Consider the following 17,004-nt stretch of genomic DNA (forward strand, 5'->3'; position numbering starts at 1 on the left):
GCGGCGGAGACTATTACATCGCCGCACGCGCCCATGCGCGGGTTCAGCGCGGGCCGAGCACGGTCTGCAGGTCGGCCCCCTGCGGCAGGCCCGAGCGCATCTGCACCGCGCCATCAGCGTCCTTGAACACGATGCCCGGCGTTCCCTGGAACCCCAGTTCCATCATCAACATCTCGTTGGCGCGCAGCTGGGTCTGCACCTCGGCCGGCACGGTCGCCAACGGCTTGATGCCGCCCTTGGCGAAGTTGCGCTCGTTCTCCAGCAGCGCCTGCTCCGGCGATGCCGCTGCCAGGATGGCGGCAGCCTTGTTGGCGCTGTCCTGGCGGATCACGCCGACCAGGATCTCGCGGATCTGCACCTTGCCCGCTTCCACCCACGGCCGCGCGGCTTCCCAGAAGTGGTTGCAGTACGGGCAGTTCGGGTCGCTGAAGGCATAGATCACGCGCGGGGCGTCGGCCTTGCCGTCGGCCACCCAGTGGCTGGCTTCCACCTTGCTCCATGCCTGCGCGCCCATCGGGCCGGACACCAGTTCCTTCAACTTGCCGGCACCGATGTCCTCGCCCTTGGCGTTGACCAGCGTGCCGACGACCGCGTACTGGCCATCCTTGGAAACATAGACCGCCAGCGGCTGCTGGCCTGCCGCACCGGCGTAGCCGGTCAGGCCCAGCGGCGTTTCGAAGGTACCCATGAACTCCACGCCCTGCGTGCGCAGCGTCCGGATCACTTCCGGCTCATTGGCCTGGCCCGGCGTGGCGGCGGACGCAGCAGCAGGTTCCTGCGCCTTGGCCGGCTCGGCATCACGCGCACAGGCTGCCGGCACGAGCGCGGCGGTGGCCAACAGGAACAACATCGAACGGGGGCGGATCATCATCAACCTCGTCATCAGGATTTGGAATTCATTGCAGCTCACGCAGGCGCATTTCCAGCGTTGCCCGCGACAGTTCGCCCATGTGCACGTCGCGCAGACGGCCATCGGCGCCAAAGAACAGGGTCGTCGGCAATGCGCGTGCACCGGTCTGCTGCATCACCGCCGAGTCCGCGTCGAGCAGTACGTTCTCCAGCCCGAGCTGTCCCGACTGCAGGAAGTCGATGACCTCCTCCGCTGTTTCGCCCTGGTTGGCGAACACGAAATCGACCGATGCGTGTGCCTTCTGCGCGGCGGCCAGCACCGGCATCTCGCGCCGGCACGGGCCGCACCAGGTCGCCCACAGGTTGATCACCACCGGCTTTCCGGCGAAGGCCGTGAGCGGCGCCGGTTGCCCCTGCAGGTCCTGCAGCACCGTTTCGGGCAAGGGAATGGAAGCACGCTGCAGCGCGAACAGGCTCATGCCACCAATGGCCCAGAACGCCGCACCCGCGGCCAACCCCAGCAGCACCGGCTTGCGCGGCACCACCGCACGCGTCTTCCACAACGCATACGCGACAGCCACCAGCACGCCGGCCCAGATCGACCAGCCGCCATCGCCGAGGCGGATGATCGACAGTGGCTGGGACAGATAGTCCGGCGCATGCAGGAGCACGTGCACCAGGCGCGCGCCCAGCAGCGCCAGCAACAGCGCATCGAGCACGACCGCGCCGGTGCGGGTGCGCAGGCCGTCGACGGCCGGGACCAATGCACGCGCGAAGAACCACGCAATGGCAAACGCCACCAGCGCGATCACTGCCATCATCGGGAACGGCCCGGCGCTGATCACAGCGCGCTCCGCATATCAGGAAAAGCCATGCAAACAGATTGGACGGCAGTTGGAGACTTCCGCACACTACTTCCTAAAGTTACCGTTGAATTTGCCGATACAGGGCACCTGCCTGCCGGCGGTTGCCTATCCTACGCATGAAACCTGCATCTCCCCACTCCTGCGATCCCGAGGCTTGCCCGCTGGTTGCTGGCTGGCAACAAAGCCTGGCCGCCGCAGGCCCCGCCGCCCATGCACTACTGGCCGCGATCGCCAGCGACCACGCCCCGGCATTGGCGGCCCATTTCTACAAGGTCATGCTGAACGACAGCCGTGCATCACGCTCGATGTCGCACGACCAGGTGCGGGTGCGATTGCAGCCGGCCATGCAGCGCTGGCTGACCGGACTGCTGGGCGCGACGCCGGACGACGTCGAGCAGTTGCTGGCCGCGCAACGCGTGATCGGCGACGTGCATGCGCGCGTGGGCATCCCGGTGGACCTGGTTACGCGTGGCACGCGCGTACTGAAGCAACGCATCTTCAGCCTGATCGTGGAGCAGGCCGGGCACGGCGAAACCGCGCACGCGGCAATCGCCAGCCTGACCGCATCCTTCGACATCGCGCTGGAAGGCATGACCCTGGCCTATTCCAACGCCCGCGAGCGTTCCTCGCGCACGGATGCCGCCTACCGGCTGTTCTCGCTGGTGCAGAACGTCAGCACCGAGCGCGAGCGCCAGCGTGCACTGCTGCTGGACTGGGAGAACACCCTGCTCTACGCCCTGGCAAGCACGGGCCGGATGCCCGGCTTCCAGTCATTGGCGCGTTCGGAGTTCGGCCTGTGGTTCACCCACAAGGGCATTCCCAGCTTTGGCGAGAGCACCGAGACCAACCAGGTCCTCCACCTGATCGCGGCAGTGGACCAGCTGCTGGAGCACACGCTCTCCAGCCACGAGGACGCCACCCTGCGCGCCGCGCAGCTGCAGGACGTACGCATGAAGGTGGGCCAGGTGCGCAACCTGCTCGGCATGCTGTTCGAGCGCATCGGCGAACTGGATGCCGGCTGCGATGCGCTGACCAACCTGCTCAACCGCCGCTTCCTGCCCACCGTGCTGCGCAGGGAGATCGAACTGGCCGAGAAATCGGCAGGCAGCTTCGCCGTGCTGCTGCTGGACCTGGACCACTTCAAGCACATCAACGACGCGCACGGCCATGAATCCGGCGACCGCGCGCTGCAGCATGTGGCCGGCATCCTGACCCAGTTCACCCGCGGCAGCGACTACGTGTTCCGGTACGGCGGCGAAGAGTTCGTCGTGGTGCTGGTCGCGGTCGACCAGCGCCAGGCGCTGGTGATCGCCGAAGGGCTGTGCCGTCGCATCGCCGATTCACCGGTGGCCCTGGCCGACGGGCAGTTGCTGGACGTCAGCTCCAGCATCGGCGTGGCGATGTACGACGGCCACCCCGACTACGAGCGGGTGATGGCGCGCGCCGACGCGGCGATGTACCAGGCCAAGAAGCAGGGCCGCAACCGCGTCGTACTCGGCGATGAAGGACTGCCGACCGCCCCGGGCCGGGCCGCGTTGCAGCGCGGCTGAGGCCGACCATCGGCACATGCCCGGCGGCATGGCGGCGGCATATGCTCGGAGTCGATGCCGCCCACCTCCGCCGCCCGCTCCCTGCCGATGTCCCTGCTCCGCGCCGCCACCCTGCTGCTGTGCCTGTTCCCGATGATCGCGGCAGCCGCCGAACCGGTGGCGCCTGCCGAACACGTCGATGCCGACGGGCCCTATGTGTTCCGCAACGGAAAGCGGCTGCAGGCGCGCTGGATCTGCGATGACCAGGTGGTCTCGCGCACGCTGCGGCAGCGCCTGCGCGGCGCGCGGCTGCCCCCGCGATGTGGCTATCCCCATCCCCTGCGCCTGGCCGCACCGGTTGCATCGGCGGCTGCCGTACTGCCCGCGGTGCCGCGCATCGTGGCGGTCTCCGACATCCATGGCCAGTACGATCTGCTGGTCCGCCTGCTGCGCGCACACCATGTGATCGACGCACGGGATCGCTGGTCACTGGGCCGCGACACCCTGGTGGTGGCCGGCGATGTGTTCGACCGGGGCCCGCAGGTGACCGAAGCCTTCTGGCTGCTCTACAGCCTGCAGCAGCAGGCCGCCGACACCGGTGGCGCGGTGCATTTCGTCCTTGGCAACCACGAAACGATGGTGCTCTACGACGACCTGCGCTACGTCAACCCCAAGTACCTGCGCAGTGCGCAGCGGCTGGGGCGCAGCTACCCGGACCTGTACGGTGCCGACTCGGTGATCGGGCAATGGCTGCGCACCCGCCCGGTGTTGCTGCGTATCGGCGACACGCTGTTCCTGCACGGCGGCATTGCACCGGAAGCGGTGCAGATGGCACTGGCGCCGGAATCGACCAACGCGGCCTACCGCGCGTCGCTGGGCAGGCCCAAGGCCGAGGTGAAGGCGGACCCGGCCACTGCACCGCTGTACGACGGCAAGACCAGCCCGATCTGGTACCGCGGCTACTTCGATGGCCGCCTGGATGCCGATGGGGTGCAACAGGTGCTCGACCAGCTCGATCTGCGCCGCATCGTGGTCGGTCACACCTCGATGCCGCATGTCAGCCAGTTCCACGATGGGCGCGTGATCGCCATCGACAGCAGCATCAAGGACGGCCAAAGCGGGGAACTGCTGTTCATCGAGAACGACCAGCTCAACCGCGGGCTGCTGGATGGCAGCCGTGTGCCGCTGGCCGAAGGCACCCTCGACGCGGACGACTGACGCCCAGCCCACGCCGAAGTGTTGCAATCCGCAACACCCGCGGCCCATGCCCGGCCGGTTTCCGGTGCCGCGCACGCTCACGGATTCTCACCCGCACGGAACCCGGTCACGCCTTGCCCGCATCACAAGGGGCGTGTGCGGCTGCCCATCGCCGGATTTCGACTTTTTTCGGTTTGTTTCACATTCCTGTTATGAAATCTGGGCCAACGTGACCGCGGGGGAACGCCGCCGGACATCGGGAACTGCCAGGCGACCACACTGAGAACAGAAGCCGCGCACGGGCCAGCGCCTGTCGCGACGTGGTGTTTTGCATAGCTTGGGACAGGCGATGAAACCACGAAAACTTGCGATGCTGCCGTTGCTCCTGGCCCCGGGAGCCGCTCTCGCCCAGGACTCCGTCGGTGCCCTGAGGCAGGAGATCACCCAGGTGCAGGCACGCCTGCAAGCGCTGACCGCGCGCCTGGACGCGCTGGAACGCGAACAGGGCAAGGATCCACCGCCATACACGCCAACAAGCCCGTCGCCCGCGCAAGCACCTGATACGCAGGCGACGACGCCTCTGGCGCAGGCTGAAACCGCAGCGTCCCCCACCCGTGGCGCGGCCGCCGCACCGTCCATCCTGCCGCCACGCGATTCGGTCGCCGACCCGTCCACGGCGGCATCGCGCCCGGACAACGCGCCCTCGCCCACCGATCCGGAACTGAAGGGCTTCTTCGCCATCCCCGGCACCGAGACCCTGATCCGCCTGGGCGGCTACGCCAAGCTCGATGCCATCGCCGACAGCCGCGCGGCCGGTGACAACCAGCAGTTCGTCACCTCCTCCATCCCGGTCGGCGGCCCACATCGCGATGTGTCGCATTTCGACATGCATGCCAAGCAGACACGCTTCAGCTTCGAGGCGCGCCGCCCAACCACCCACGGCAACCTGCGCTTCTACCTGGAGAACGACTTCTTCGGCAGCAGCGACAGCTATGAATTCCGCCTGCGCCATGCCTACGGGCAGTTGGGCAACACCTACGCCGGCTACGGCTATTCCACGTTCATGGATGCCGACTCGCTGCCGGACACCCTGGATTTCGCCGGACCCGGTGCGGCCGGCTACCTGTTGGTGGCCGGCATCCACCACAGCTTCGCGCTGGGCAAGGGCAACACCCTGACCGTCGCTGCCGAAGACCCCGATTCACAGCTGGCCAACCCCGGCGATGCCGACATCAGCACCGAGCGGCTGCCCGACATCAGCCTGGTCGCACGCATGGAGCGCGACTGGGGCCACCTGCAGCTTGGCGCGGTCGCGCGCAGCCTCGGCTATGACGGCGATGGGCGCAGCGACCGTGTCTTCGGCGGCGGCCTGCAGTTGAGCGGCTCGTTTGCCATCGCCGAACGCGACCTGCTGTTGTTCGGCGTGGTCGGCGGCAAGGGCATCAGCCGCTACACCGCCGACCTCACCGGCTCGGGGCTGGATGCGGCGATCAACGCCGACGGCCAGCTCAAGGCGTTGCCGCTGTATGGCGGCTTCTTCGGCTACACCCACTACTGGTCGGACATGTGGCGCTCGAACCTGATCTACGGCCAGCTGCATCTGGACGACGCCGACGCGCTGACCCGCGATGCCTTCCGCCGCAGCCAGTACGGCGCGCTCAACCTGATCTGGAGCCCTGCCCCGTCGTGGACGATGGGCATGGAGGTGCTTTACGGCCAACAGCGCCTGCAGGACGGCCGCAGCGCGGACACCCTGCGCGTGCAGGGCAGCCTGCAGTACAGCTTCATCAAGTAGCCAGCCCGCACGCCGGCAGCAACGCGACCGGCCGCCAGCTATCGAGAACGTCCACCGCCTTTCCCTGTAATCACACCGGCAACCCGGTGAAAGGAGACACCCATGGCAGGTCAGAAGAAAATCGGCGTGGTCGGTGCAACCTTCCTGGTCGCCGGCAACATGATGGGCTCGGGCGTGTTCCTGCTGCCCTCCAGCCTGGCCAAGATCGGCACCGCCTCGATCTGGGGCTGGCTGATCACCACCGCCGGCGCACTGCTGCTGGCGTTCGTGTTCGCCAAGCTCGGCAAGCTCGCCCCGCAGGCCGGTGGCCCCTATGCCTACGCACGTGACTGGTTCGGCCCGTACATGGGCTTCCAGACCAATACCATCTACTGGTTCGCCAACTGGATCGGCAACGTGGCCATCCCGATCGCGGCGGTGGGCTACTTCAGCTACTTCTTCCCGATCCTGTCCCAACCGCTGCCGCGCTGCATCGCGGTGCTGCTGCTGGTGTGGGCGCTGAGCTTCGCCAACGTGATCGGCCCGGCCTTCGTCAGCCGCGTGCAGACGGTGACCACCAGCTTCGCGCTGGTGCCGATCCTGGGCATCGCGATCTTCGGCTGGTTCTTCTTCGACCCGAACATCTTCAAGGGCGCCTACAACGTCTCCGGCGAATCCAACTTCGGCGCGGTGTCCAGCGCCGCGGCGCTGACGCTGTGGGCCTTCATCGGCGTGGAATCGGCCTCGGTCACCGCCGGCGTGGTCGAGAACCCGGAGAAGAACGTCGCCCGTGCCACGCTGGCCGGGGTATTCCTCGCGGCGATCGCCTACATCGCCAGCTCCTCGGTGATCATGGGCATGGTGCCGAACGCGGACCTGCAGGTCTCCGACGCGCCGTTCGCCCTGGCCGCGGCCAATGCGGTCGGTGGCTGGGGCGGTGCGCTGGTCAGCCTGTGCGCCTTCATCGGTGCGGCCGGTTCGCTCGGCGGCTGGATCCTGCTGACCGCGCAAAGCGCCAAGGCGGCCTCGGACGACGGGCTGTTCCCCAGCATCTTCAGCAAGATCAACAAGGACGAAGTGCCGGTCAAGGGCGTGCTGATCGTGGCGGTGCTGATGACCCTGGCGGTGCTGATCACCTCCACCTCGGAAACCGCGTCGGCGCAGTTCGACGTCATCACCTCCGCGGCGGTGGTGCTGACCCTGCTGCCCTACATCTACTCCTGCGTGGCCTGCTACTTCGTGGTGGAGCGCTCGCACACGCTGGTGCATACCGGCGCGTTCTGGGTGCTGACCAGCATCACGGTGGTGTATTGCCTGTGGGCCATCTTCGGCTCGTCCGGCACGATCGTGCAGTACGCGTTCCTGTTCGTGCTGTTCATCACCGTCTTCTATCCCTTCTTCAGTGAAGAACGCCGCAAGCAACGGCTTGCCCGCTTCTCGCCCGCCGGCACGCCGCGTGCCGCTTCGAACTGAATCCCCCGCTCGGTAGAAAAGGAAACCACCATGTACTTCAAGTCCCTGGACTATCCCATCGTCATCATCGACGCGGACTACGAGTCGCCGCGCATCAACGGCATCCTGATCCGCGCCCTGGCCGACGAGCTGCGCCACAACGACCAGCGCGTGCTGTGCGGCCTGACCCTGGATGACGCGCGCGCCGGCGCACGCACCTACGTGGCCGCCTCGGCGGTGCTGATCTCCATCGACGGCACCGAGGAGAACGACGACCAGTTCCAGCAGCTGCTCGCGTTCCTGCGCGAGCAGAGCAAGCGCCGCGCCGACCTGCCGGTGTTCCTGTACGGCGACCGCCGTACCATCGAGAAGGTGCCGAGCAAGCTGCTCAAGTATGTGCACGGCTACATCTTCCTGTTCGAGGACACCAAGAGCTTCATCGCCCGCCAGGTGATGCGCGCGGCCGAAGACTACATGGCCATGCTGTTGCCGCCGTTCTTCAAGGCACTGATCCACCACGCCGCCGAGTCCAACTATTCCTGGCATACCCCCGGCCACGCCGGTGGCGTGGCGTTCACCAAGTCGCCGGTGGGCCGTGCGCTGCACCAGTTCTACGGCGAGAACACGCTGCGCAGCGACCTGTCGATCTCGGTCCCGGAACTCGGCTCGCTGCTCGACCACACCGGCCCGATCCGCGACGCCGAAGCCGAGGCCGCGCGCAACTTCGGCGCCGACCACACCTTCTTTATCACCAACGGCACCTCCACCGCCAACAAGATCGTCTGGCACGGCACTGTGGCGCGCGGCGACATCGTGTTCGTGGACCGCAACTGCCACAAGTCGCTGCTGCACTCGCTGATCATGACCGGCGGCATCCCGGTGTACTTCACCCCCAGCCGCAACGCGCACGGCATCATCGGCCCGATCAGCCTGGACCAGTTCTCCGGCGAGGCGCTGCAGCGGATGATCCAGGCCAATCCGCTGGCCAGCAAGGCGGCCAAGCCGGGGGCCAAACCCCGCATCGCGGTGGTCACCAACTCCACCTATGACGGCCTCTGCTACAACGCCGAGAAGATCGCCGACAACCTCGGCACCGCGGTGGACTTCCTGCACTTCGACGAAGCCTGGTACGGCTACGCCGCGTTCCACCCGTTCTACGAGAACCACTACGGCATGGCCAAGGGCAAGCCGCGCGAGCAGGACGCGATCATCTTCACCACCCAGTCCACGCACAAGCTGCTGGCCGCGTTCTCGCAGGCCTCGATGATCCACGTGCGCAATGCCGCCACCCGCGAGCTGGATGCCGAGCGGTTCAACGAATCGTTCATGATGCACACCTCCACCAGCCCGCACTACGGCATCATCGCCTCCTGCGATGTCGCCTCGAAGATGATGGAGGGCGAGGCCGGCCGGTCGCTGGTGCAGGAGATGCACGACGAGGCGGTGGCGTTCCGGCGGGCGATGCTGCATGTCAGCGAGGACCTGGGCCGCGACGAATGGTGGTTCAAGGTCTGGCAGCCCGATGGCGTGGAGCGCACGCTGGCGGGCGAGGACAGCAGCAAGCCGATGGTGACCTCGCGACCGGACTGGTACCTGCGCCCGGATGCACGCTGGCACGGCTTCGACAACCTGGCCGACGACTACGTGCTGATCGACCCGGTCAAGGTCACCCTACTCACGCCGGGTCTGTCGATGGACGGGGAAATGGGCAAGCTGGGCATCCCGGCCGCGGTGCTGAGCAAGTTCCTGTGGACCCGCGGCATCACCGTGGAGAAGACCAACCTGTACTCGGTGCTGTTCCTGTTCTCGATGGGCATCACCAAGGGCAAGTGGAGCACGCTGGTCACCGAGCTGATGGCGTTCAAGGACCTCTACGATGCCAACGCCCCCTTGAGCCAATCGCTGCCCAGCCTGATCCAGGACCACCCGGCCGCCTACGCCAACTGGGGCCTGCGCGACCTGTGCGAGGCGCTGCACGCCTTCAACCGGGAGTTCCGCGTGGCCGAGGTCATGCGCGAGATGTACGTGGACCTGCCCGAGCCGGTGATGACGCCGGCCGAGGCTTACAACCACCTGGTGCGCGGCGAGATCGAGCGCGTGGACATCGACCAGATCAGCGGCCGGGTGGCCGGCACGATGCTGGTGCCGTATCCGCCGGGCATCCCGACCATCATGCCGGGCGAGCGTTTCGGCGCGCAGGATGAACCGATCATCCAGTCGCTGCGCATCGCCCGCGAGCAGAACGCGCGCTTCCCGGGCTTCGAGTCGGACGTGCATGGGTTGATCATCGACGACAGCGGCGCGCAGCCCAGCTACAAGGTGGAAGTCCTGAAGCTGTAACCGCCGAAGCGGCGCGGGGGATATGGCAAACGCCCTCACCCCAACCCCTCTCCCGCCTGCGGGAGAGGGGCTCTGGCACGGCAGATGCCCGCTCCTGCTTCAGTGGGCTGCAAGGCGTGGCAGCGCTGCTTCGGCCGGCAGGTACGGCGATGGCGGCGATGCCCGGGCCGCTCCCTTCTCCCGCCCTGGCGGGAGAAGGTGCCCGCCAGGGCGGATGAGGGTGCTTTGTGCTTTCCCTTCAGCCCGGCCGCACCCTGCCGCCGGCCGGAGAAGCAGCTACGATGCGGGCGACACCCGCCGCCCCGCGATGACGGGAACCAACGGATGCACCACGGCACGCCTTGATGACCAGCACCGGCCAGGAACAACGCGTCTTGCAACTGTCGATCGCGGCGACCGTCCTGGTCGCGGCGATCGGTTTCTTCGGGGGCCTGCTGGCACGGTCGCAGGCCATCCTGTTCGACGGCATCTACAGCCTGGTCGATGTCGCGCTGACCCTGGTGGCGCTGGCGGTACTACGGTTGATGGCCAACGAACAGAGCCCGCGCTTCCAGTACGGGTTCTGGCACCTGGAACCGATGGTCGAGGCATTGGGCGGCGCAATCCTGAGCCTGGCCTGCATCTACGCGCTGGCCAATGCCGTCATCGGCTTCAGCGATGGCGGGCACGAGACACGGCTCGGCCCCGGCCTGGCCTGGGCGGCATTGCTGGCGGTGGTCGACCTGGTCATGGCGGTCTGGATCGGCCGCCACGCCCGCCGCCTGCAATCCGGTTTGCTGGCCCTGGATGCGCGTGCGTGGCTGCTGACCGGGCTGATGAGCCTGGCGGTGGTGCTGTCCTTCCTCATCGCCTTTGCGCTGCGCGGTGGCGCGCATGCGCATTGGATCCCCTACATCGACCCGCTGGTGCTGGCCGCTATCAGCGTGGTGGCATTGCCGGTGCCGCTGCGCGCGGCATGGAAGGCCGCCCGTGAGGTGCTGCAGGTGGCCCCGGACGACCTGGACCGACGGGTGCGCGAGGTCATGCAGCAGTTCGTCGCCGAGCATGGCTTCGACGGCTTCACCAGCCACGTCGCCAAGATCGGCCGCATGCAGTTCATCGAGATCCACGTGCTGACCCGGCCGGACGCCCGGCTTGGCAGCATCGGCGACGTCGACCGCCTGCGCGACGGCATCGCCAACCGCCTGGACGCCCGCTCGGGCCGCTTCTGGCTGACGATCGACTTCACCTCCGACCCGGCCTGGACATGAGCACCTCCGCCCCGCGCAAGATGGGCCTGACCATGGCCACCATGCTGGTCGCCGGCAACATGATCGGCACCGGCGTGTTCCTGCTGCCGGCCAACCTGGCCACGGTCGGCAGCATCTCCTCCTTCGGCTGGATGATCGCCACCGCCGGGGCGATCGCGCTGGGCCTGGTGTTTGCCCGCCTGTCGCAACTCAACCCGCAGCCGGGCGGGCCCTATGCCTATGCGCGTGACACGTTCGGCAACTACATCGGCTTCGTCAGCAACTACGCCTACTGGTTCGGCAACTGGATCGGCAACGTCGCCATCGCGCTGGTGGTCACTGGCTACCTGAGCCAGCTGTGGCCCTGGCTGGAAGGCATCTACCCGCGGCTGGGCTTCACCCTGGCGGTGATCTGGCTGCTGAGCCTGGCCAACGCACGCGGCGCCCGCTGGATCGGCGCGCTGGAGACCGGCACCCTGCTGCTGGCGTTGGTCCCGATCCTGGGCATCGCCATCGCCGGCTGGTGGTGGTTCGACCCGGACCTGTTCCGCGCCGGCTGGAACGTCAGCGGCATGAGCGACAGTGCCGCGATCTCGCGCAGCGCGTCGATTGCGCTGTGGGCCTTCATGGGCGTGGAGAGTGCGGCGGTCTCGGCCGACGTCATCGACGACCCGCGCCGCAACATCCCGCTGGCCACCCTGTTCGGGTTGGCATTGGCAGCGGTGATCTACGTCAGCTGCTCGCTGGTGATCATGGGCATGCTGCCGATGGAACAGCTGCGCGACTCCTCGGCGCCGTTCGCCGAGGTGGCCAGGCTGATGATCGGCCCCTGGGGCGTGGTGGTGATCGCGCTATGCGCCATCTTCAAGTCCGTGGGCGCGCTGGGCGGCTGGATGCTGCTGGTCGGGCAGTCGGCCAAGGCGGCCGCCGAGGATGGCCTGTTCCCGCGCGTGTTCTGCCGGCTCAACCGGCATGGCATGCCCGGCACCGGCCTGATGATCGTGGCGGTGCTGATGAGCGGGCTGCTGCTGGTCACCTCCTCGCCCACCCTGGCCCGCCAGTTCGACCAGCTCACCAACATCGCGGTGCTGCTGACCATCATCCCCTACCTGTTCTCGGCCGGCGCGCTGGTCGCGACCACGCTGGAGCGCAACGAGCAAGGCGCGCTGCGCGCCGGCTGCCTGCTCATCGCCGCCACCGCCGTGGCCTATTGCCTGTATGCGCTGGTTGGCGCCGACGCCCAGTTGCTGGCCTACGCCACCGTCGCCCTGCTGTTCAGCGCGGCGCTGTACCCGTTCTTCCGCCAGCGCATGCACACGCAGGGCAACCGGGACTGACCCCGGCCGGCTCGCCCGGCCTCCCGCTTCGTCCTGCCCGCGCCCAGCCACTACAATGCCCCCTTTGTGGCAGCCCCCTGCCCGGCTATCGAAGTGGAATGCGCGTGACCGAGAAGAAGCCCGAACACACCCCGTTGATGAAGCAGTTCTTCGCAGCCAAGGCCGACTACCCGGACCTGCTGCTGTTCTTCCGGATGGGCGATTTCTACGAACTGTTCTACGACGACGCGCGCAAGGCCGCGCGCCTGCTGGACATCACCCTGACCCAGCGCGGCAGCTCGGGCGGTGCGCCGATCCCGATGGCCGGCGTGCCGGTGCATGCCTACGAAGGCTACCTGGCACGGCTGGTGGCGCTGGGCGAATCGGTGGCGATCTGCGAGCAGATCGGTGACCCGGCGCTGGCCAAGGGGCTGGTCGAGCGCAAGGTGGTGCGCATCGTCACCCCCGGCACCGTCACCGACGAAGCCCTGCTCGATGAACGCCGCGACACCCTGCTGATGGCGCTGTCGCGGACCAAGGCCGGCTACGGGCTGGCCTGGGCCGACCTGGCCGGTGGCCGCTTCCTGGTCAACGAAGTGGAGACCGACGACGCCCTGGAAGCCGAACTGGCCCGTTTGGAACCGGCCGAGCTGCTGGTGCCCGACGAGGAGGACTGGCCCGAGTTTCTGCGCCAGCGCAGCGGCGTGCGCCGGCGGGCACCGTGGCTGTTCGATGCCGACAGCGGCCGCCGACAGTTGCTGAACTTCTTCAAGCTGCACGACCTCACCGGTTTCGGCATCGACGACAAGCCGCGTGCCACCGCCGCGGCCGGTGCGCTGCTCGGCTACGTCGAGGAAACCCAGAAGCAGCGCCTGCCGCACCTGACCTCGATCGCGATGGAGAACGCCGGCGAGGCGATCGCGATGAATGCCGCCACCCGCCGCCACCTCGAGTTGGACACGCGCGTGGATGGCGACACCCGCAACACCCTGCTCGGCGTGCTGGACAGCACCGTCTCGCCGATGGGCGGGCGCCTGCTACGGCGCTGGCTGCACCGTCCGCTGCGCCTGCGCAACGTGCTGCAGCAGCGCCACCACGCCGTCGCCACGCTGATCGACCGCGGCACCGATGCCGACCTGCGCGAGAGCTTCCGTGCGCTGGGCGACATCGAACGCATCCTCACCCGCATGGCGCTGCGCTCGGCACGCCCGCGTGACTTCTCCACCCTGCGCGACGGCCTGGGCCTGCTGCCAGCCATCAACGACCATCTCCAGGGCCTGGACTCGCCGCGGCTGCAACAACTGCGCGCCGAACTGGGCTCGCACGACGAAAGCGCGCAGCTGCTGGCCAGCGCCATCGCCGAACAACCGCCATTGAAGCTGTCCGACGGCGGCGTGATCGCCGAGGGCTATGACGCCGAGCTGGACGAACTGCGCCGGCTGTCCACCCACGCCGACCAGTTCCTGATCGACCTGGAACTGCGCGAGCGCGAGGCCAGCGGCATCGCCACGCTGAAGGTCGGCTACAACCGCGTGCACGGCTACTACATCGAGATCAGCAAGGGCCAGGCCGACAAGGCGCCGGTGCACTACACCCGCCGCCAGACCCTGACCAACGCCGAGCGCTACATCACCGAGGAGCTGAAGAGCTTCGAGGACAAGGTGCTGTCCGCGCGCGAGCGTTCTCTCAGCCGCGAGAAGCTTCTGTACGAAGGTCTGCTCGACACCGTCGGCGAACACCTGAAGCCGCTCAAGCGCTGCGCGGCCGCGCTCAGCGAGCTGGACGTGCTGGCCGCCTTCGCCGAACGCGCGCAGGCGCTGGACTGGGCGCAGCCCGAACTGCAGGACGAACCCTGCCTGCGCATCGAGCGCGGCCGTCACCCGGTGGTCGAGGCAGTGCGCGATGCACCGTTCGAGCCGAACGACATCGACCTGCACCCGGACCGCCGCATGCTGGTCATCACTGGCCCGAACATGGGCGGCAAGTCGACCTACATGCGCCAGAACGCGCTGATCGTGCTGTTGGCGCATATCGGCAGCTTCGTGCCGGCCAGCCGTGCGCTGATCGGCCCGATCGACCGCATCCTTACCCGCATCGGCGCTGGCGACGACCTGGCCAAGGGCCAGTCCACCTTCATGGTGGAAATGGCCGAGACCAGCTACATCCTGCACCACGCCACCGCGCATTCGCTGGTGCTGATGGACGAGATCGGCCGCGGCACCTCCACCTACGACGGCCTGGCGCTGGCCGATGCGGTGGCCCGCCACCTGGCCTACCAGAACCGCTGCTACACCCTGTTCGCTACGCATTACTTCGAATTGACCGCATTGGCCGACGAGAGCCACGAAGGCGGCGCCAGCGGCATCGCCAACGTGCACCTGGACGCGGTGGAGCACACCGACAAGAACGGTGGCGAACGGCTGGTGTTCATGCATGCGGTGAAGGACGGCCCGGCCAACCGCAGCTTCGGCCTGCAGGTGGCGGCGTTGGCCGGCCTGCCGCGTGCGACGGTGGCGCAGGCGCGGCGTCGCCTGGCCGAACTGGAGCAACGCGGCGGCGAGACCCAGTCCGCCGCGATGGCACCACAGGCACTGGATGCACCGCAGCAGTTCGGGCTGTTCGCCGCTCCGAGCTCGGCCGCGCTGGATGCCCTGCAGGCGATCGATCCGGACGAGCTCACGCCCAAGCAGGCGCTGGAAGCGCTGTACCGCGTGAAGTCGCTGTTGTAACGAAATACCGAGGGCCGCGAAAGCGGCCCTCGTTGCGTCCAGAAGCGGTTCGCGACCGAGGCCGCTCCTGCGATGACGGGCTCAGGCTGCGCTGGCGGTCACCAGCGCATCATCCAGCTCACCCGCACGCACCGATGCCGGTCGCTGCAGATGGACTGCGCAGTAATCCGTGAACACCGGCTTGGCCTCCAGCTCGCCGACACGCATGTAGTAGCTCAGGAAGGAGGCCATATACAGATCGGCGACGGTGAAGCTATCCCCGACCAGATAGCGCTTGCCGGCCACCGCCGTTTCCAATGTGTGCATCAGGTCCTCGGCGGTGCCATAACCCGCTTCCATTGGCGGTGCCAGCGAGCCATGACGACGATCCGTGACGAAAGCCTCCAGCGGCCCGGCCGCAAATAGCACCCAGCGGTAGCAGGCACCACGCTCGGCGCTGCCCACCGGCGGCAACAATCCCTTCCAGGGTGCCAGATCCGCAAGATGCAGGCAGATCGCTGCGTTCTCGGTAATGACCGTACTGCCCTGCAGCAACGCCGGGACCTTGCCCATGGGATTGAGCGCCAGGTACTGCGCGGACTTCATGCTGGTGCCGTACTCCAGTATCACCGCGTCGTAGCGCAAACCCGTTTCCTCCAGCATCCAACGGGTGATGCGCCCGCGCGATTGCGGATGGGTGTGGAACGTGAGCGTGTCGGACATGTCAGGCACCTGCCTTGTAAGGAGCCTGCAGTGTGCGCAGGGCCTGCTGACAGCGGTTGTCAGCAGTCAACGCGGACCGCGCTGCAAGCACTCCTGGTTCCAGCGCCGCAACAGGCGATGACGCTGCTCCGGATAACGCTGGCCGGTGTCCTCCAGCCAGACCATGCGGTCGGCGCGGAAGTGGCGGAAATCACCACGCATCTCGCACCATGCGGCCAGCAGGCGGATCTCGGCCAGGAAGGCCATGGCGAAGGGCCAGATCACCCGCTCGCTGGCGCGCCCCTCCCCATCGCGGTAATGGATGCGCACCGCGTTGCCGGCACGGATCGCACGGCGCAACGCCGGCAGCCACGGCTCCGGTTCGGCGGCATGCCATTGCGGTGCGAACAGGCCGCTGGTCTCCACCTGCAGGCGCAGCCCTTCCGGCAATACGCCCGTCATCCGCTCCAGCGCCGCGCCTGCGGCTACCGCCAGCTCCGGGTCGGCGTGCGACGCCACCCAGCGCGCGCCGAGCACCAGTGCTTCCAGTTCCTCGGCCGAGAACATCATCGGCGGCAGCAGGAAGCCGGCACGCAGCTGGTAACCGATGCCCGGGTCACCGACGATGTCGGCCCCCTGCCCGCGCAGTGCGTCGATATCGCGGTACACCGTGCGCAGGCTGACGCCGAGCCGGTCGGCCAGTTGCGCACCGCGCACCGGCTTGCGGCGTCGGCGCAGTTCATCAAGCAGGTGCAGCAGGCGGGTGGCGCGTTGGCTCATGCCGGTGACCGGGAAACGGGGGCGCACAGCATAGCCGCCACACCCGCCCCTGCACCGCGCCATGTTGCGATGCGATGACCGAGACGAGGCAGCGGAAAGACAACAGCCGGCACAGATGCATTTCCGGGCGGTGATAGATGAATGCTATCAATGCGAACGGATCATTTGATTGTCCATTTCACCTGCCCGTGGCTACAGTCGGTCCAAGATGTCCCACTAGCCAGCAGGAGCCAGCGATGAGCAGCAACGACACCAAGCCGAC

General features: G+C 67.5%; 12 protein-coding genes. 8 read left to right on the top strand and 4 right to left on the bottom strand.

Going from position 1 to position 17,004, the window contains the following annotated elements:
- Positions 1-43: 43 nt before the first annotated feature.
- Positions 44-868, bottom strand: coding sequence for a thiol:disulfide interchange protein DsbG (dsbG, locus tag ATCM_RS14515; RefSeq protein WP_243694025.1), 825 nt, complete (start codon positions 866-868; stop codon positions 44-46).
- Between the two features lie 28 nt (positions 869-896).
- Complete coding sequence (locus ATCM_RS14520) at positions 897-1,694, bottom strand: TlpA disulfide reductase family protein (RefSeq protein ID WP_132865194.1); 798 nt, start codon at positions 1,692-1,694, stop codon at positions 897-899.
- A 137-nt stretch (positions 1,695-1,831) separates the two neighbouring features.
- On the opposite strand from ATCM_RS14520, the gene ATCM_RS14525 reads away from it, so the two are divergent.
- The 8 genes from ATCM_RS14525 (at position 1,832) to mutS (ending at position 15,281) form a co-directional block, all read left to right on the top strand.
- Positions 1,832-3,265, top strand: coding sequence for a GGDEF domain-containing protein (locus ATCM_RS14525; protein WP_132865195.1), 1,434 nt, complete (start codon positions 1,832-1,834; stop codon positions 3,263-3,265).
- Between the two features lie 87 nt (positions 3,266-3,352).
- The gene (locus tag ATCM_RS14530) at positions 3,353-4,462 is read left to right on the top strand and encodes a metallophosphoesterase (protein WP_132865196.1); all 1,110 of its coding nucleotides are present in this window, start codon (positions 3,353-3,355) and stop codon (positions 4,460-4,462) included.
- Positions 4,463-4,811: 349 nt separating this feature from the next.
- Positions 4,812-6,236, top strand: a complete 1,425-nt coding sequence (locus ATCM_RS14535) for a DcaP family trimeric outer membrane transporter (RefSeq protein WP_243694026.1) — start codon at positions 4,812-4,814, stop codon at positions 6,234-6,236.
- A gap of 102 nt (positions 6,237-6,338) precedes the next feature.
- Complete coding sequence (adiC, locus tag ATCM_RS14540; RefSeq protein WP_132865198.1) at positions 6,339-7,688, top strand: arginine/agmatine antiporter; 1,350 nt, start codon at positions 6,339-6,341, stop codon at positions 7,686-7,688.
- A 30-nt stretch (positions 7,689-7,718) separates the two neighbouring features.
- Positions 7,719-10,007, top strand: a complete 2,289-nt coding sequence (locus tag ATCM_RS14545; RefSeq protein ID WP_132865199.1) for an Orn/Lys/Arg decarboxylase N-terminal domain-containing protein — start codon at positions 7,719-7,721, stop codon at positions 10,005-10,007.
- 374 nt (positions 10,008-10,381) lie between these two features.
- A complete protein-coding gene (locus tag ATCM_RS14550; RefSeq protein WP_243694027.1) occupies positions 10,382-11,257 on the top strand; it encodes a cation diffusion facilitator family transporter in 876 nt (291 codons plus the stop codon).
- Complete coding sequence (locus ATCM_RS14555) at positions 11,254-12,573, top strand: amino acid permease (protein WP_132865201.1); 1,320 nt, start codon at positions 11,254-11,256, stop codon at positions 12,571-12,573. The genes ATCM_RS14550 and ATCM_RS14555 overlap by 4 nt, the downstream gene beginning before the upstream one ends.
- 137 nt (positions 12,574-12,710) lie before the next feature.
- Positions 12,711-15,281 carry a DNA mismatch repair protein MutS gene (gene mutS / locus ATCM_RS14560; protein ID WP_243694104.1) on the top strand — a complete coding sequence of 857 codons (2,571 nt, stop codon included), beginning with the start codon at positions 12,711-12,713 and terminating at the stop codon, positions 15,279-15,281.
- Positions 15,282-15,362: 81 nt separating this feature from the next.
- Here mutS and ATCM_RS14565 read toward each other — a convergent pair whose 3' ends face one another.
- Together ATCM_RS14565 and ATCM_RS14570 are read right to left on the bottom strand one after the other, a co-directional pair.
- Positions 15,363-15,983, bottom strand: a complete 621-nt coding sequence (locus ATCM_RS14565; protein ID WP_132865203.1) for a glutathione S-transferase family protein — start codon at positions 15,981-15,983, stop codon at positions 15,363-15,365.
- Positions 15,984-16,049: 66 nt separating this feature from the next.
- The gene (locus tag ATCM_RS14570) at positions 16,050-16,742 is read right to left on the bottom strand and encodes a YafY family protein (RefSeq protein WP_132865204.1); all 693 of its coding nucleotides are present in this window, start codon (positions 16,740-16,742) and stop codon (positions 16,050-16,052) included.
- Positions 16,743-17,004 lie beyond the last annotated feature (262 nt).

The organism is Stenotrophomonas sp. ATCM1_4 (assembly GCF_004348115.1).
Classification (GTDB): Bacteria; Pseudomonadota; Gammaproteobacteria; order Xanthomonadales; family Xanthomonadaceae; genus Stenotrophomonas; species Stenotrophomonas capsici.